Source organism: Pantoea sp. PNA 14-12 (assembly GCF_004364735.1).
Classification (GTDB): domain Bacteria; phylum Pseudomonadota; class Gammaproteobacteria; order Enterobacterales; family Enterobacteriaceae; genus Pantoea; species Pantoea stewartii.
Genome location: NZ_SOAJ01000005.1, coordinates 88365 through 104306, shown reverse-complemented (window position 1 = coordinate 104306; position 15942 = coordinate 88365). Strand labels below are relative to the sequence as shown.

General features: G+C 54.0%; 18 protein-coding genes and 1 pseudogene. 13 read left to right on the top strand and 6 right to left on the bottom strand.

All coding sequences use genetic code 11. From position 1 onward, the window contains the following. Window positions 1–151: 151 nt before the first annotated feature. Window positions 152–577 (top strand): DUF2946 domain-containing protein, encoded by a 426-nt coding sequence (locus C7434_RS17210; protein ID WP_133745802.1) that lies wholly within the window; start codon window positions 152–154, stop codon window positions 575–577. Between the two features lie 67 nt (window positions 578–644). Beyond that, on the top strand, window positions 645–2372 hold the full coding sequence (locus tag C7434_RS17205; protein ID WP_133745719.1) for a DUF2534 family protein: 1728 nt from the start codon (window positions 645–647) through the stop codon (window positions 2370–2372). 60 nt (window positions 2373–2432) lie between these two features. Here C7434_RS17205 and C7434_RS17200 read toward each other — a convergent pair whose 3' ends face one another. Next, entirely contained in the window at window positions 2433–2651 is a 219-nt protein-coding gene (locus C7434_RS17200) for a hypothetical protein (RefSeq protein ID WP_033742609.1), read from the bottom strand. A 150-nt stretch (window positions 2652–2801) separates the two neighbouring features. On the opposite strand from C7434_RS17200, the gene C7434_RS17195 reads away from it, so the two are divergent. The 6 genes from C7434_RS17195 (at window position 2802) to crtB (ending at window position 9361) form a co-directional block, all read left to right on the top strand. Next, a complete protein-coding gene (locus tag C7434_RS17195; RefSeq protein ID WP_243835880.1) occupies window positions 2802–3350 on the top strand; it encodes a YtfJ family protein in 549 nt (182 codons plus the stop codon). 246 nt (window positions 3351–3596) lie between these two features. Then, on the top strand, window positions 3597–4508 hold the full coding sequence (locus tag C7434_RS17190; protein ID WP_033742307.1) for a polyprenyl synthetase family protein: 912 nt from the start codon (window positions 3597–3599) through the stop codon (window positions 4506–4508). 9 nt (window positions 4509–4517) lie between these two features. Then, complete coding sequence (locus C7434_RS17185) at window positions 4518–5813, top strand: glycosyltransferase (protein ID WP_033742308.1); 1296 nt, start codon at window positions 4518–4520, stop codon at window positions 5811–5813. After that, a complete protein-coding gene (gene crtY / locus C7434_RS17180) occupies window positions 5797–6945 on the top strand; it encodes a lycopene beta-cyclase CrtY (protein ID WP_006122049.1) in 1149 nt (382 codons plus the stop codon). Before C7434_RS17185 ends, crtY begins: the two co-directional genes overlap by 17 nt. Before the next feature lie 11 nt (window positions 6946–6956). Then, window positions 6957–8435, top strand: a complete 1479-nt coding sequence (locus tag C7434_RS17175; RefSeq protein ID WP_006122048.1) for a phytoene desaturase — start codon at window positions 6957–6959, stop codon at window positions 8433–8435. After that, window positions 8432–9361: a 15-cis-phytoene synthase CrtB gene (gene crtB, locus C7434_RS17170; protein ID WP_006122047.1), complete on the top strand. Its 930-nt coding sequence runs from the start codon at window positions 8432–8434 to the stop codon at window positions 9359–9361. The genes C7434_RS17175 and crtB overlap by 4 nt, the downstream gene beginning before the upstream one ends. Here the strand turns inward: crtB and C7434_RS17165 are convergent. From C7434_RS17165 to C7434_RS17155, 3 genes are all read right to left on the bottom strand, one after another. Beyond that, window positions 9300–9827, bottom strand: coding sequence for a sterol desaturase family protein (locus tag C7434_RS17165; RefSeq protein WP_033742309.1), 528 nt, complete (start codon window positions 9825–9827; stop codon window positions 9300–9302). The genes crtB and C7434_RS17165 overlap by 62 nt on opposite strands. A gap of 112 nt (window positions 9828–9939) precedes the next feature. Then, the gene (locus C7434_RS17160; RefSeq protein WP_006122045.1) at window positions 9940–10956 is read right to left on the bottom strand and encodes an NAD(P)-dependent alcohol dehydrogenase; all 1017 of its coding nucleotides are present in this window, start codon (window positions 10954–10956) and stop codon (window positions 9940–9942) included. A gap of 12 nt (window positions 10957–10968) precedes the next feature. Further along, the gene (locus tag C7434_RS17155; protein WP_058702484.1) at window positions 10969–11553 is read right to left on the bottom strand and encodes a flavin reductase family protein; all 585 of its coding nucleotides are present in this window, start codon (window positions 11551–11553) and stop codon (window positions 10969–10971) included. A 343-nt stretch (window positions 11554–11896) separates the two neighbouring features. Between C7434_RS17155 and C7434_RS17150 the strand changes: the two genes are divergently transcribed. Both C7434_RS17150 and C7434_RS17145 read left to right on the top strand, forming a co-directional pair. Then, window positions 11897–12448 carry a thioredoxin domain-containing protein gene (locus C7434_RS17150; RefSeq protein ID WP_033742311.1) on the top strand — a complete coding sequence of 184 codons (552 nt, stop codon included), beginning with the start codon at window positions 11897–11899 and terminating at the stop codon, window positions 12446–12448. A gap of 59 nt (window positions 12449–12507) precedes the next feature. Continuing rightward, window positions 12508–12921: an ASCH domain-containing protein gene (locus C7434_RS17145; protein WP_006122042.1), complete on the top strand. Its 414-nt coding sequence runs from the start codon at window positions 12508–12510 to the stop codon at window positions 12919–12921. Window positions 12922–12938: 17 nt separating this feature from the next. On the opposite strand, the pseudogene C7434_RS17140 reads toward C7434_RS17145, so the two are convergent. Continuing rightward, window positions 12939–13333, bottom strand: a pseudogene (locus C7434_RS17140) (nuclear transport factor 2 family protein). Window positions 13334–13398: 65 nt separating this feature from the next. On the opposite strand from C7434_RS17140, the gene C7434_RS17135 reads away from it, so the two are divergent. The 3 genes from C7434_RS17135 to C7434_RS17125 are packed head-to-tail and all read left to right on the top strand — an operon-like array spanning window position 13399 to window position 14952. Further along, entirely contained in the window at window positions 13399–13773 is a 375-nt protein-coding gene (locus tag C7434_RS17135; RefSeq protein WP_006122041.1) for a VOC family protein, read from the top strand. 52 nt (window positions 13774–13825) lie between these two features. Next, the gene (locus C7434_RS17130; RefSeq protein WP_033742312.1) at window positions 13826–14428 is read left to right on the top strand and encodes a LysE family translocator; all 603 of its coding nucleotides are present in this window, start codon (window positions 13826–13828) and stop codon (window positions 14426–14428) included. A 59-nt stretch (window positions 14429–14487) separates the two neighbouring features. Next, a complete protein-coding gene (locus tag C7434_RS17125) occupies window positions 14488–14952 on the top strand; it encodes a GNAT family N-acetyltransferase (protein WP_006122039.1) in 465 nt (154 codons plus the stop codon). A 22-nt stretch (window positions 14953–14974) separates the two neighbouring features. On the opposite strand, the gene C7434_RS17120 is transcribed toward C7434_RS17125, so the two are convergent. Further along, entirely contained in the window at window positions 14975–15937 is a 963-nt protein-coding gene (locus tag C7434_RS17120) for a HesA/MoeB/ThiF family protein (RefSeq protein ID WP_033742313.1), read from the bottom strand. Between the last annotated feature and the right edge of the window lie 5 nt (window positions 15938–15942).

Sequence of the window (15942 nt, the reverse complement as noted above, 5' to 3'; positions counted from 1 at the left end):
CAGTAACAGATAAGTTATTCTTAATATCTAATTAAGTGAAGGTGTTCAAAAGGTGCTAATTTTTTGGGGCAAAAAGGCATTTCTTTTAACCCTAAACTCTCTGACGCGTTACACTGCCGCCTCTATCGTGTACCCGACTACCGCCGTTCAGATGATTAACGCCACCCATTATAATCGACAACGTTTTACCGCCTGTCTTGCGATACTGGCGGTGCTGCTGTTGTTCATTGCACCGATGGTATCCAAAAATCTGGCTGAAAATCGTGACGCGATGGCGATGTCCGACATGACGATGCTGGATCAGCATAACGATATGATCATGGCCGACATGCCGATGGGGGATCACCATAGCGATATGGCCATGGGCGATCACAGCATGATGATGAGTGCCTGTGGTTATTGCGATCTGCTGGTCCATATCCCCTTTATGCTGTGGGTGTTTATTCCGTTCATCTGGTTAATGTGTTTAATTAGCCGGGCCCCACCGACTCCCGATACGTTTTGCCCTCTGTTACCGCGCCACAAGCGGGTTTACCGGCAGCGCGCCCCACCATTGCAAATGCGCGCCTCAGCTTAATGTGATCTTTTCTTCTTCGTCATCCACGAAGAAGAAAAGCCCGGTATTCTCGAAATATGGAATCGCTATGAGTGTTTCACAAGAAATAACATCGGCGCCGCGCGGCACGGTACTGAATGTTTTGCGCCGTTTGCATTTTTACATTGGCCTGTTTATTGCGCCGTTTATTTTTATTGCGGCATTAACCGGCACGCTTTATGTCCTGACGCCACAGATAGAAAACGTAATTTATAAAGATGCGTTAACCGCGGAACCTGTGGGTGCCGCTCAGCCGCTGTCCGCTCAGATTGCTGCGGCGCGGCGATATGTTGGTGATGCGCGGATTTATGCGGTACGGCCTGCGCCCGGCGCTCATGACACCACTCGCGTGCAATTTACGGATGCACAGTCAGGCCCCTCAGAGTCACGCTCTGTTTTCATCGATCCTTATACGCTTCGCGTCAAAGGTGATATGACCGTATACGGCACCAGCGGCGTGTTACCTCTGCGGATGTGGCTTGACCAGATGCATCGTGGACTGCTGCTGGGGGATGTTGGCCGCAACTACAGTGAACTCGCGGCGTCGTGGTTGTGGGTAGCGGCGCTGGGCGGGATCGTGTTGTGGTCTGGTACCCGGCCCCGGCGTCAGGTAAAAACGCGCAAGACGGGTTTTGCACTGACACGATACTGGCATATTACGCTGGGCCTGGTGTTATCTCTGGGGTTGATCTTTTTCTCCGTTACGGGATTGACCTGGTCGCAGTGGGCCGGGAGCAATATTGATAAAATGCGTAGCGATCTTGGCTGGCTGACACCGCAGGTCAGAACGGCGTTAAACGGGGCTGCACCCTCTGCGCCTGCCGATCCCCACGCCGATCATCATCCCGACATGGACGGCATGGTGATGGAGACTTCAATGCCGGGTCATCATGCCAGTATGCCCGCCGTATTCAATCAGCCGGACGCGGACTGGGACAGCGTTGAACACGCCGCGCGCCTGGCCGGTTTACACGCTGCCAAAATTGAGCTGCGCCAGCCCAAAAACCCTGACCAGGCCTGGACGGTCAGTGAGATAGATCGTCGCTGGCCGACGCAGGTCGACTCGGTATCCGTAAATCCGCATGACTTCAGCATTGTTGATCACGTTGAGTTTGCCCGTTTCCCGCTGGTCGCAAAACTTACGCGCTGGGGCGTGGATGCGCATATGGGCGTGCTGTTTGGCTTACCCAATCAGTTGCTTCTCGCGTTCTTTGGTTTTGGTTTGTGCGCCATGATCGTGCTCGGCTACCGCATGTGGTGGATTCGACGCCCGGCACTGCCGCAGGCCAATCCAGTGCAAACGCTGCTCGCGGCCTGGCTGGCGTTACCCCGCTATCTTCAGGGCTCAAGCCTGATTCTCGCCCTGGCTCTGGGTTATGCGTTGCCGCTGATGGGCGTCAGTTTAGTGGTCTTTGTGCTGCTGGATCTGCAACGCTGGCGTAAAGCGCAGCGTGCGGTACGCCAGGTGGTCGCTACGCCGGAAGATCAACAATCGCCGCTGGCGATTGTGCAGTCCCGTTTTGCAGTAAAGCGTAAAGAGATGCGCTATTTCCTGCGCAGTGTCGCCATTCTCGCCATTATTGTCGGAACGGTGATGGCTCGCGCCATGGTGAGTGGTGTAATTGAGCAATACAATATTCCGTTCAGCGACTGGACCGCGATGATGTATATCACGCAGGCCTTGATGATTTTGCTTTATACAACAGTGTTTACAGGCTTAATGTCCATTCCGCTCTGGTACTTCTTCCTGGGTGAAAGCGACGAGCAAGGTAAATAAACAATGTCGCCCGCTAAAAGCGGGCGACAGTGCTGTCAGGCATAATAACGTTTTGTCCGTTCAGTGATGATGGATAACATGGGCACGTTGTAGCGCATGTTTAAACTGCCGCACATCCTCGCGTAACCAGTGACGCTGCGTCAAAGGCAGATGCTCCAGCCCCTCAGGCAATGGTACCCCATATAACGCCCCACGATTGCAAAGCGCTCTGACCAGGCTTGTTTGCGAAATACCCAGATAGGTCGCCATTTCGGGTAATGTCATAAACTCTGCATGCATGTTCACCTCCCAACCTGTCGTTAATGCTGCATTTTTGTTCAATTCAGGGCAGTTCTTATTGATCTGCGTCATATACACGCATTAAACAGACGAAAGAGGGAGAAAGTTGCTAAGCTGGAAGTTCTCCTGAATACAACATGAGAAGACCACGTGCAACGTTATGGATTGATGGTGCTTTTTCTTGTTTCCTGTTGGTCTGATGCTCACACATTTACGATGGGCAAACCTGTTCCGGCCGTTTCTGTCGCAGATAAAGGTGAAATGCAGTTACGCAACGGTCAAATTCACTACCAAACCTGGAACAGTCAGTCACTTATAGGAAAAGCCCGTTTACTTATTCATGTGGCTGGCCGGTTATCGGCTAAAGAGCAGTCCGCAGGCCTCATCAGCGCCATTCAGCAGGCCAGTCTGCCGGAAAAGACCTTTCAGACAACCACCATCGTTAATACCGACGATGCGCTGCCGGGCAGCAGTATTTTTGTGGTTAACAGCATTCGCGCCAGTAAAAAAGCGTCGCCGTGGCAGCAGTTCATCATTGACAGCAGTGGCCTTGCCCGCCATCGCTGGCAGCTTAAACCGGGCGGGGCGGCGGCAATTGTTCTTGACGCACAAGGCAATGTGCAATTTGCCAAAGACACTCCCCTGAGCGCGGATGACATTTCGCAGATTATTTCGCTATTACGGGTGCTGACGCGCTGAAGAACGATCCAGGTGATTAAGGCCAGTCCGGCAGAGGGCAGTGACGGAGGTTGATGAATTTCCCCTCTTTTCTTAAAGCTCAACTAGTATTAATTATATGGGTTTAGCCCAATAAAAACTGAAAACCCGAACGGTAAAAAAACGGGTAGCCCTGCCAACGATGCTCTGGCAGTTAAAGTGTCTTTTAAAATGGCATCGCACGTTTTAGCGTTGTCGTAAATGTATCCGTTAATAAGGACAGCCCGAATGACGGTCTGCGCAAAAAAACACGTTCACCTTACTGGCATTTCGGCTGAGCAGTTGCTGGCTGATATTGATAGCCGCCTTGATCAGTTACTGCCGGTTCAGGGTGAGCGGGATTGTGTGGGTGCCGCGATGCGTGAAGGCACGCTGGCACCGGGCAAACGTATTCGTCCGATGCTGCTGTTATTAACAGCGCGCGATCTTGGCTGTGCGATCAGTCACGGGGGATTACTGGATTTAGCCTGCGCGGTTGAAATGGTGCATGCTGCCTCGCTGATTCTGGATGATATGCCCTGCATGGACGATGCGCAGATGCGTCGGGGGCGTCCCACCATTCACACGCAGTACGGTGAACATGTGGCGATTCTGGCGGCGGTCGCTTTACTCAGCAAAGCGTTTGGGGTGATTGCCGAGGCTGAAGGTCTGACGCCGATAGCCAAAACTCGCGCGGTGTCGGAGCTGTCCACTGCGATTGGCATGCAGGGTCTGGTTCAGGGCCAGTTTAAGGACCTCTCGGAAGGCGATAAACCCCGCAGCGCCGATGCCATACTGCTAACCAATCAGTTTAAAACCAGCACGCTGTTTTGCGCTTCAACGCAAATGGCGTCCATTGCGGCCAACGCGTCCTGCGAAGCGCGTGAGAACCTGCATCGTTTCTCGCTCGATCTCGGCCAGGCCTTTCAGTTGCTTGACGATCTTACCGATGGCATGACCGATACCGGCAAAGACATCAATCAGGATGCAGGTAAATCAACGCTGGTCAATTTATTAGGCTCAGGCGCGGTCGAAGAACGCCTGCGACAGCATTTGCGCCTGGCCAGTGAACACCTTTCCGCGGCATGCCAAAACGGCCATTCCACCACCCAACTTTTTATTCAGGCCTGGTTTGACAAAAAACTCGCTGCCGTCAGTTAAGGATGCTGCATGAGCCATTTTGCGGTGATCGCACCGCCCTTTTTCAGCCATGTTCGCGCTCTGCAAAACCTTGCTCAGGAATTAGTGGCCCGCGGTCATCGTGTTACGTTTTTTCAGCAACATGACTGCAAAGCGCTGGTAACGGGCAGCGATATCGGATTCCAGACCGTCGGACTGCAAACGCATCCTCCCGGTTCCTTATCGCACCTGCTGCACCTGGCCGCGCACCCGCTCGGACCCTCGATGTTACGACTGATCAATGAAATGGCACGTACCAGCGATATGCTTTGCCGGGAACTGCCCGCCGCTTTTCATGCGTTGCAGATAGAGGGCGTGATCGTTGATCAAATGGAACCGGCAGGTGCAGTAATCGCAGAAGCGTCAGGCCTGCCGTTTGTTTCGGTGGCCTGCGCGCTGCCGCTCAACCGCGAACCGGGTTTGCCTCTGGCGGTGATGCCTTTCGAATACGGCACCAGCGATGCGGCTCGGGAACGCTATACCACCAGCGAAAAAATTTATGACTGGCTGATGCGACGTCACGATCGTGTGATCGCGCATCATGCCTGCAGAATGGGTTTAGCCCCGCGTGAAAAACTGCATCACTGCTTTTCTCCACTGGCACAAATCAGCCAGTTGATCCCCGAACTGGATTTTCCCCGCAAAGCGCTGCCCGACTGCTTTCATGCGGTTGGACCGTTACGGCAACCTCAGGGGAGGCCGGGGTCATCAACTTCTTATTTTCCGTCCCCGGACAAACCCCGTATTTTTGCCTCGCTGGGCACCCTGCAGGGGCATCGTTATGGCCTGTTCAGGACCATCGCCAAAGCCTGCGAAGAAGTGGATGCGCAGTTACTGTTGGCACACTGTGGCGGCCTCTCAGCCACGCAGGCAGGTGAACTGGCCCGGGGCGGGGACATTCAGGTTGTGGATTTTGCCGATCAATCCGCAGCACTTTCACAGGCACAGTTGGCAATCACACATGGTGGGATGAATACGGTACTGGATGCTATTGCTTCCCGCACACCGCTACTGGCGCTGCCGCTGGCATTTGATCAACCTGGCGTGGCATCACGAATTGTTTATCATGGCATCGGCAAGCGTGCGTCTCGGTTTACCACCAGCCATGCGCTGGCGCGGCAGATTCGATCGCTGCTGACTAACACCGATTACCCGCAGCGTATGACAAAAATTCAGGCCGCATTGCGTCTGGCAGGCGGCACACCAGCCGCCGCCGATATTGTTGAACAGGCGATGCGGACCTGTCAGCCAGTACTCAGTGGGCAGGATTATGCAACCGCACTATGATCTCATTCTGGTCGGTGCCGGTCTGGCTAACGGCCTTATCGCGCTCCGGCTTCAGCAACAGCATCCGGATATGCGGATCTTGCTTATTGAGGCGGGTCCTGAGGCGGGAGGGAACCATACCTGGTCCTTTCACGAAGAGGATTTAACGCTGAACCAGCATCGCTGGATAGCGCCGCTTGTGGTCCATCACTGGCCCGACTACCAGGTTCGTTTCCCCCAACGCCGTCGCCATGTGAACAGTGGCTACTACTGCGTGACCTCCCGGCATTTCGCCGGGATACTCCGGCAACAGTTTGGACAACATTTATGGCTGCATACCGCGGTTTCAGCCGTTCATGCTGAATCGGTCCAGTTAGCGGATGGCCGGATTATTCATGCCAGTACAGTGATCGACGGACGGGGTTACACGCCTGATTCTGCACTACGCGTAGGATTCCAGGCATTTATCGGTCAGGAGTGGCAACTGAGCGCGCCGCATGGTTTATCGTCACCGATTATCATGGATGCGACGGTCGATCAGCAAAATGGCTACCGCTTTGTTTATACCCTGCCGCTTTCCGCAACCGCACTGCTGATCGAAGACACACACTACATTGACAAGGCTAATCTTCAGGCCGAACGGGCGCGTCAGAACATTCGCGATTATGCTGCGCGACAGGGTTGGCCGTTACAGACGTTGCTGCGGGAAGAACAGGGTGCATTGCCCATTACGTTAACGGGCGATAATCGTCAGTTTTGGCAACAGCAACCACAAGCCTGTAGCGGATTACGCGCCGGGCTGTTTCATCCGACAACCGGCTACTCCCTACCGCTCGCGGTGGCACTCGCCGATCGTCTCAGCGCGCTGGATGTGTTTACCTCTTCCTCTGTTCACCAGACGATTGCTCACTTCGCCCAGCAACGTTGGCAGCAACAGGGGTTTTTCCGCATGCTGAATCGCATGTTGTTTTTAGCCGGACCGGCCGAGTCACGCTGGCGTGTGATGCAGCGTTTCTATGGCTTACCCGAGGATTTGATTGCCCGCTTTTATGCGGGAAAACTCACCGTGACCGATCGGCTACGCATTCTGAGCGGCAAGCCGCCCGTTCCCGTTTTCGCGGCATTGCAGGCAATTATGACGACTCATCGTTGAAGAGCGACTACATGAAACCAACTACGGTAATTGGTGCGGGCTTTGGTGGCCTGGCACTGGCAATTCGTTTACAGGCCGCAGGTATTCCTGTTTTGCTGCTTGAGCAGCGCGACAAGCCGGGTGGCCGGGCTTATGTTTATCAGGAGCAGGGCTTTACTTTTGATGCAGGCCCTACCGTTATCACCGATCCCAGCGCGATTGAAGAACTGTTTGCTCTGGCCGGTAAACAGCTTAAGGATTACGTCGAGCTGTTGCCGGTCACGCCGTTTTATCGCCTGTGCTGGGAGTCCGGCAAGGTCTTCAATTACGATAACGACCAGGCCCAGTTAGAAGCGCAGATACAGCAGTTTAATCCGCGCGATGTTGCGGGTTATCGAGCATTCCTTGACTATTCGCGTGCCGTATTCAATGAGGGCTATCTGAAGCTCGGCACTGTGCCTTTTTTATCGTTCAAAGACATGCTTCGGGCCGCACCCCAGCTGGCAAAGCTGCAGGCCTGGCGCAGCGTTTACAGTAAAGTTGCCGGCTACATTGAGGATGAGCATCTTCGGCAGGCGTTTTCTTTTCACTCGCTCTTAGTGGGGGGGAATCCGTTTGCAACCTCGTCCATTTATACGCTGATTCACGCGTTAGAACGGGAATGGGGCGTCTGGTTTCCACGCGGTGGCACCGGTGCGCTGGTCAATGGCATGATCAAGCTGTTTCAGGATCTGGGCGGCGAAGTCGTGCTTAACGCCCGGGTCAGTCATATGGAAACCGTTGGGGACAAGATTCAGGCCGTGCAGTTGGAAGACGGCAGACGGTTTGAAACCTGCGCGGTGGCGTCGAACGCTGATGTTGTACATACCTATCGCGATCTGCTGTCTCAGCATCCCGCTGCCGCTAAGCAGGCGAAAAAACTGCAATCCAAGCGTATGAGTAACTCACTGTTTGTACTCTATTTTGGTCTCAACCATCATCACGATCAACTCGCCCATCATACCGTCTGTTTTGGGCCACGCTACCGTGAACTGATTCACGAAATTTTTAACCATGATGGTCTGGCTGAGGATTTTTCGCTTTATTTACACGCACCTTGTGTCACGGATCCGTCACTGGCACCGGAAGGTTGCGGCAGCTATTATGTGCTGGCGCCTGTTCCACACTTAGGCACGGCGAACCTCGACTGGGCGGTAGAAGGACCCCGACTGCGCGATCGTATTTTTGACTACCTTGAGCAACATTACATGCCTGGCTTGCGAAGCCAGTTGGTGACGCACCGTATGTTTACGCCGTTCGATTTCCGCGACGAGCTCAATGCCTGGCAAGGTTCGGCCTTCTCGGTTGAACCTATTCTGACCCAGAGCGCCTGGTTCCGACCACATAACCGCGATAAGCACATTGATAATCTTTATCTGGTTGGCGCAGGCACCCATCCTGGCGCGGGCATTCCCGGCGTAATCGGCTCGGCGAAGGCGACGGCAGGCTTAATGCTGGAGGACCTGATTTGACGAATACGTCATTACTGAATCATGCCGTCGAAACCATGGCGGTTGGCTCGAAAAGCTTTGCGACTGCATCGACGCTTTTCGACGCCAAAACCCGTCGCAGCGTGCTGATGCTTTACGCATGGTGCCGCCACTGCGACGACGTCATTGACGATCAAACACTGGGCTTTCATGCCGACCAGCCCTCTTCGCAGATGCCTGAGCAGCGCCTGCAGCAGCTTGAAATGAAAACGCGTCAGGCCTACGCCGGTTCGCAAATGCACGAGCCCGCTTTTGCCGCGTTTCAGGAAGTCGCGATGGCGCATGATATCGCTCCCGCCTACGCGTTCGACCATCTGGAAGGTTTTGCCATGGATGTGCGCGAAACGCGCTACCTGACACTAGATGATACGCTGCGTTATTGCTATCACGTCGCCGGTGTTGTGGGCCTGATGATGGCGCAAATTATGGGCGTTCGCGATAACGCCACGCTCGATCGCGCCTGCGATCTCGGGCTGGCTTTCCAGCTGACCAACATTGCGCGTGATATTGTCGACGATGCTCAGGTGGGCCGCTGTTATCTGCCTGAAAGCTGGCTGGAAGAGGAAGGACTGACGAAAGCGAATTATGCTGCGCCAGAAAACCGGCAGGCCTTAAGCCGTATCGCCGGGCGACTGGTACGGGAAGCGGAACCCTATTACGTATCATCAATGGCCGGTCTGGCACAATTACCCTTACGCTCGGCCTGGGCCATCGCGACAGCGAAGCAGGTGTACCGTAAAATTGGCGTGAAAGTTGAACAGGCCGGTAAGCAGGCCTGGGATCATCGCCAGTCCACGTCCACCGCCGAAAAATTAACGCTTTTGCTGACGGCATCCGGTCAGGCAGTTACTTCCCGGATGAAGACGTATCCACCCCGTCCTGCTCATCTCTGGCAGCGCCCGATCTAGCCGCATGCCTTTCTCTCAGCGTCGCCTGAAGTTTAGATAACGGTGGCGCGTACAGAAAACCAAAGGACACGCAGCCCTCTTTTCCCCTTACAGCATGATGCATACGGTGGGCCATGTATAACCGTTTCAGGTAGCCTTTGCGCGGTATGTAGCGGAACGGCCAGCGCTGGTGTACCAGTCCGTCGTGGACCATAAAATACAGTAAACCATAAGCGGTCATGCCTGCACCAATCCACTGGAGCGGCCAGATTCCTGTACTGCCGAAGTAAATCAGGGCAATCGACACAATGGCGAATACCACGGCATAGAGATCGTTAACTTCAAATGCGCCTTTACGCGGTTCATGATGTGAAAGATGCCAGCCCCAACCCCAGCCGTGCATGATGTATTTATGTGCCAGTGCAGCAACCACTTCCATGCCGACCACGGTGATAAACACGATCAGGGCATTCCAAATCCACAACATAATCTCTCCAGTACAGACGTCCGGCATCAAGCGTGAGGAGTTAATTTTAACAGAGATTAGCCCGTCTACTTACGGGAAAGAGAAAAGGCGCGCCAGAAAGGCGCGCCTGGCATCAGAAATCCGCCTTCAGAACCACGCGGTAATTGGCTTTACCCGCGCGTACGTGCGCCAGCGCATCGTTAATTTTGGACATTGGGAAGTACTCTACCGTCGGGGCGATATCTGCACGACCAGCCAGCTTCAGCAGTGAACGTAACTGAGCCGGAGAGCCTGTTGACGAGCCAGTAACGGCACGGTCGCCCAGAATCAGACTAAAAGCCGGGACATCGAAAGGTTTCAGCACCGCGCCGACTGTATGGAACTTGCCGCGAGGAGCCAGTGCCGCAAAGTACGGCTGCCAGTCAAGATCGACCGCGACAGTGCTGATAATCAGATCGAACTGACCGGCCAGCGCTTTCAGCGCCTCGGGATCGCGACTGTTCACCACATGGTCTGCCCCCATGTCGAGGATAGCCTGCTTTTTGCTTTCAGATGAACTGAACGCCGTTACTTCCGCCCCCATGGCATGCAGGATTTTAATGGCGATATGACCCAGTCCACCAATCCCGATCACACCAACCCGGCTCATCGCCGTGATGTTGTGCATCAGCAGAGGCTTAAATACCGTGATACCGCCGCAGAGCAGTGGGCCTGCCGTGGCAGGATCCAGTTTTTCCGGCAGCGGAATGACCCATTGCCAGTTAGCACGCAGCTTCTCAGCGAAACCGCCGTGGTTGCCGATGGTCGTCGTCGTACCCTGTGCACAGTTAACGTGATCGCCACTGATGCAGGGATCGCAGTGCTGGCAGCTCTTGGCCGTCCAGCCAATGCCCACGCGCTGACCAACTTTCAGCCCTTTATTTTTTGCACTGTCGCCCAGTGCGGCTACGCGTCCGATGACCTCATGACCAGCAACCACGGGATAAGCCGAAATTCCCCACTCGTTATCGATCATCGACAGGTCGGAGTGACAGACACCACAATACTCAACCTCGACTTCAACATCTTCAGCGTCCAACGGGCCGGGATCATAGTCGTAACGCTCCAGCGCTTGTCCCGCCTGCATGGCTGCGTAACTCTTAATTGTCATTCTGTACCTCTTTTAACGCGTTGATTTGGCAGTCAGCGTATTCGCAACGGTCACGAACTGACCACCGCCAAGATGATGTAATGTATGGAGCGCGGGATCCACGGCCTCGAAATGCCAGCGGCCGTCATAAAATACCCGGCTGTCAGCCGCCGCAGTGATCACCTCACCAAACAGCGTGTCATAGGCCTGTTGCGCTTCCGTTTCAGGCAGCAGACGGCACTCCATCCACGCGACACAGCTCTCTTCCAGCAACGGCACGCCATAGTGCGGACTTTCGTGTGCCTGAATAGCGAAGTCGGCAAACTTGTCCTGATCGCGCCCGGACGTGCTGCCCACCGCATAAGCCATATCCACAAAACCCGCCGCCGGTACACAAATGCCAAATGCCCCACTGGCTTCAATGATCTCACGTGACAATGTGGATTTATCCACAACGATAGCCATTCTTGCTGGTGTGAACTCAACGGGTACCGACCAGGCTGCGGCCATGATGTTGCGGCGCTTTGACTGACTGTCGCGACTGGTAATTAACACCGTGGGACCGTGATTAAGCAGACGGCTTGCGTGTTCCAGCGCTACCGGACGAAAATGCGACATGCAGTGTTCCTCAGACCTGAACCAGGCATAAATGACGCGACTGAACCCCAATATCAGGGAATAAAGCGCGTTACCTTAGCGGCTTTTATTTCGCTTCAGTTTGCCGCTTTGTGCCTTAACGTTAAAAATAATGTTTAATATCATGATTTAACATTGATGAAATCTGATAGTGCTGGCCTTTAAAGCGAAACCGCCGGATAGCTAATTCTAGTTTGGTTTGGTTTGATGTGGGAGAAATGAGATTAATCCTTATCAGTTTAAAATAAGGTCTGCACTGGCAGAACCTGGCTAAGTTTGTCACAGTCATTGAAGCCAACTTTCATGCTTTACAACAGGAGCCGCTATGAACACTGAAACACTACGGGCAGAACCACTGACCTGGGGTCATGGGCCTCATCTTTTTGAAGTTTTTATCGAGCCCACCTGCCCTTTCTCCGTTCGGGCTTTCAATAAGCTGGATGCGCTCCTGAGCCTGGTCGGAGAAGATAAGATGACGCTTAAAGTCCATCTTCAGTCCCAGCCCTGGCATATGTATTCCGGGGTTATTGTGCGCTATATTCTTGCCGCCTCAGTACAAGGTAAAGCGGCGGCTAAAGCCGTCCTCCAGGCGGTGGCCGATCACCGCGAAGCGTTTGAGTTCACTGACCACTGCCGTGGTCCTAACATGGACACCACGCCTAACCAACTCCTGGCACGGCTCAGGGATTACAGCGGCATTGATGCTTATGCGGCTTTCGATCGCCCTGACTTACAAAATCTGGTGAAATGGCACTGTAAGTATGCCCGTCAGAACGGGATTCATGTCTCGCCAACCTTCATGATTAATGGTCTGGTCCAGCCCGATATCGGCAGCGGCGATTCGGTTGAACAGTGGGCAGAACGCCTTCTGGCCTGATATTCCCCTGCGATGCACACAAACTGAGTGGATAACCCATAAACGGACGTAATATTCCCATGACAATGAATGTGGAACAAATAAAGGCTAAATATCCTGGCGCACTGTCGTGGTCATTTGGCGATTCACCTGAGCTGGCGAATGAACTGGCGACCCTGGTCCTGACCGGGAAGAAAATTGCCACCTGCAGCTCACTGCAGGGCTGGTACGATGACGACGTCAGGCCGCTGCCTGGCGGTTACAACATTATTTTAGATGGCGAGAAAAAACCGCTGTGCGTCGTCAGAACGACCGGGCTTTTTCTGACGCGCTTTGATCGCGTCACGCCGGAAATGGCCATGATGGAAGGAGAAGGCGACCTGAGTCTTGAGTACTGGCAGCGTGAACATCAACGCTTCTTCCAGCGCAACGGCGGATTCAGTCCCGAAATGGAGCTGATCTTTGAAACCTTCCAACTGGTGGAAGTCATCTGACTAACCGCCCGTTCGTATTATATCCGAACAGGCGGTTTCATTCCGCGGCAGCAGGCCGAATCAACGGTGCAGCGCCATTGACCATCGCTGTCCCGGCGAAACACATAGGTGGCGCGCCGGGTCGTTTCAACATGGTTTTCCTGCTGACAAGGATAACGCAGCACGGTTTCCATGATCACCAGCGCCGTTTTCCCCCCTCAGTGACCGCCATTCTGCCCTGCTCAACCACCCGCTTATCCTGAACAATGGCCTTAAAAGCACGACGCATGGCGGCCTTGCCCGTTACCGTCATTCCCGGCTTTATCATCAGGCTGGCACCCTCTGCATAGTGCTGCATCAATGCGTCGTAATCACGGGAAGTCATCGACCTGTCGCATCGTCTGATAACCTGTAAAACAGGTAGCTCATTCATCAGCTCTTCCGCACACATTGCGGGTATGTTAAGTATATGCTTACCGATGTTAAAAGGAGTTAATCATGTTTAGTCATATGGTTGTTGGTACAGACGATATTGAACAGGCTAAAAAATTCTATGACGCCATTTTTGCCGTAATAGCGTGTGAAGAGCAGGGAATTGATGCCATAGGCCGCCCTTTTTATTCGAAAAATAACCAGCGTTTTATTGTCACTAAGCCCATTAATGGTCAACCCGCCACCTTTGCCAATGGCGGAACCATTGGCTTTGCGATGCCCTCATCTGACGCCGTCTTCCGCTGGCATCAGCAGGGTCTCGAAAACGGCGGAACCTCGGCTGAATCCCCACCGCATATCAGAGAAACCGATGGTCGCTGTGTCGCTTATCTCAGAGATCCCACCGGTAACAAGCTGTGTGCTTTTTACAATCCGTCATAGTGTATGATCGGTTCTGTGCACGCAGCGAAAAAGCCTTGTAAACGGAGAGCCGTTGGATATTAATCTCGCTGGCTTTCTGCCTGCACTGTTGCCGATTGCGCTGTCACCTGGGGCGAGTTTCACTCTGGCGATGAACAGTGCACTTACATCAGGCTACAGAGGCTTGTTTAAAACACTGTTCGGCACTGCGCTGGGTATTTACACGCACGCGCTGCTGATTGGACTGGGGCTGTCGGCGGCGCTGGTGGCGTCATCCACACTGTTCACCTGGCTAAAGATAGTGGGGGGCGTTTATTTACTGTGGCTTGGCGGACTGCTGTTTATCACCGGGATAAAGACAAAAACCTTTACGCTGAACGCTATGGACAGCGCGGTGACGATAAAAGGCGCCTGGCTGGCCAACGTCATTAACCCTAAAGCTATCCTGTTTTACCTGACGGTGGTTTCCCAGTTTACAGGCGACAGAACCGATTTGGCTGCCTTCCTGAGCCTGGCCACCGTGCACATTGTAGTGATGTGTCTCTGGCTCACGCTTATCAGCCAGCTACTGGTTTTTTCAGCGCAAAGCGTGAATCCCGTTGTTCTGAAACGTTATGTAAACATGGCAGGGGGCCTTTTGCTGATAGTGATTGCCGTACACAACCTGGTATCCTGATCGTCAGCTCAACGCGGTCATCATAACTTTCATTCATATCGGAAGGCAGGGGGAAACAGATGGTAGCCGTTCAGCAATGGTATAAAGACGATTATCTGATCACGACAGATCGCGCAAGGATGGATATTGAGGCGATTCATCGCTATCTCACCCGCTCAACATGGGCAGCCGGTATTGATGGAGAAACCGTGGCCCTGTCGGTAGAGAACAGCTTAAATTTTGGCCTTTTTCATCATCAACAGCAGATCGGATTTGCCCGCTTTGTTACTGATTACGCCACCTTTGCCTATTTATGTGATGTCTACGTGCTGGAAGAGTATCAGGGCGCAGGTCTGGGAGGTTGGCTGATTACCTGCTGTCAGTCCCATCCCATCGTGGATAAACTTCGCAGGATGCTACTGTTCACCTCAACCGCGCCATGGCTATATAAAAAGTTCGGTTACGAGCCCGTCAACCGGCCCGATTACGCCTGGACGATTACCCGACCCGATATCTATCAGGCCCGTCGTTCAGACCGGGCCTGATAAGCCTGCTTTTCCGTCAGATTTAGCGGTCGGCGATGATGGCCAGCCGCTCACAGCCACGCGCCTCCAGTGCCTGCGCGGCCTGCGCGGCACGCATGCCGCTCGCGCAGACCAGAACAATGCGCTTATCCGCGGGCGGCTGCCAGCAGGCAATATCCTGTGGCAGTAGCCTCTCAGCATTCGTGCTGACGCTCACGGGGGCTTCATCTATCCCACGCAGCTCCACCACGCAGTCGTCTGGCGTCAACAAGGCAGGATCAATAAACGGAATCCCGGGTTTTTCCGGTTCCGGTGCCGCGTCAAAGCGGAACTGACGCAGTTGCCATGACACAAAATCACAGTTAATCATGCACCCTAACGGTGACGGCGACAGCGTTAGCAGTATGCTGAGCGCCATCTGAGCCTGCATGGCGCCTAAGGTGGCAACCGCCGGGCCTAAAACCCCCGCGGTGTTGCAGTTGCCTGATGCTTTGGGTAAACGGGGAAACAGCGCGCGATAGCTGGGCGCTCCGCCGCAAAATCCGCCAACATAGCCCTGTATTCCCAGCACTGAGGCACTCACCAGGGGAATTCGTCGGGCATAGCAGTTGTCGGAGAGCAGATAGGTCACTGCAAAATTGTCTGCGGCGTCAATGACCAAATCAATCCCTGCCATTGCCGTATCGATAATGCTGGCACGCAGGGCATCAACATGCGGCTCGATGAGTATGTCAGGATTGCGTTGCGCCAGCGCACGCTGCGCGCAGAAAACCTTGGGCTCGCCAATGTCGGCAACGGTAAACAACGTCTGGCGATGCAAATTATGCAGCGTCACGACATCATGATCATACAGCCGAATATAGCCCACGCCGGCACCTGCGAGCAGGGGCAACAGGGTTGACGCGAGTCCACCCGCGCCCACGACCAGAACGCGGGCTGCAGCCAGCGCCTGCTGCCCCTCATCCCCGACTTCGGGCAACATAGTCTGTCGTTGATATCGCGACATTTTCG

Coding starts and splice junctions, on each gene's coding strand:
- C7434_RS17210 (WP_133745802.1), top strand. CDS start 152: ATGATTAACGCCACCCATTATAATCGACAACGTTTTACCGCCTGTCTT.
- C7434_RS17205 (WP_133745719.1), top strand. CDS start 645: ATGAGTGTTTCACAAGAAATAACATCGGCGCCGCGCGGCACGGTACTG.
- C7434_RS17200 (WP_033742609.1), bottom strand. CDS start 2,651: ATGCATGCAGAGTTTATGACATTACCCGAAATGGCGACCTATCTGGGT.
- C7434_RS17190 (WP_033742307.1), top strand. CDS start 3,597: ATGACGGTCTGCGCAAAAAAACACGTTCACCTTACTGGCATTTCGGCT.
- C7434_RS17185 (WP_033742308.1), top strand. CDS start 4,518: ATGAGCCATTTTGCGGTGATCGCACCGCCCTTTTTCAGCCATGTTCGC.
- crtY (WP_006122049.1), top strand. CDS start 5,797: ATGCAACCGCACTATGATCTCATTCTGGTCGGTGCCGGTCTGGCTAAC.
- C7434_RS17175 (WP_006122048.1), top strand. CDS start 6,957: ATGAAACCAACTACGGTAATTGGTGCGGGCTTTGGTGGCCTGGCACTG.
- C7434_RS17165 (WP_033742309.1), bottom strand. CDS start 9,827: ATGTTGTGGATTTGGAATGCCCTGATCGTGTTTATCACCGTGGTCGGC.
- C7434_RS17160 (WP_006122045.1), bottom strand. CDS start 10,956: ATGACAATTAAGAGTTACGCAGCCATGCAGGCGGGACAAGCGCTGGAG.
- C7434_RS17155 (WP_058702484.1), bottom strand. CDS start 11,553: ATGTCGCATTTTCGTCCGGTAGCGCTGGAACACGCAAGCCGTCTGCTT.
- C7434_RS17150 (WP_033742311.1), top strand. CDS start 11,897: ATGAACACTGAAACACTACGGGCAGAACCACTGACCTGGGGTCATGGG.
- C7434_RS17145 (WP_006122042.1), top strand. CDS start 12,508: ATGACAATGAATGTGGAACAAATAAAGGCTAAATATCCTGGCGCACTG.
- C7434_RS17135 (WP_006122041.1), top strand. CDS start 13,399: ATGTTTAGTCATATGGTTGTTGGTACAGACGATATTGAACAGGCTAAA.
- C7434_RS17125 (WP_006122039.1), top strand. CDS start 14,488: ATGGTAGCCGTTCAGCAATGGTATAAAGACGATTATCTGATCACGACA.
- C7434_RS17120 (WP_033742313.1), bottom strand. CDS start 15,937: ATGTCGCGATATCAACGACAGACTATGTTGCCCGAAGTCGGGGATGAG.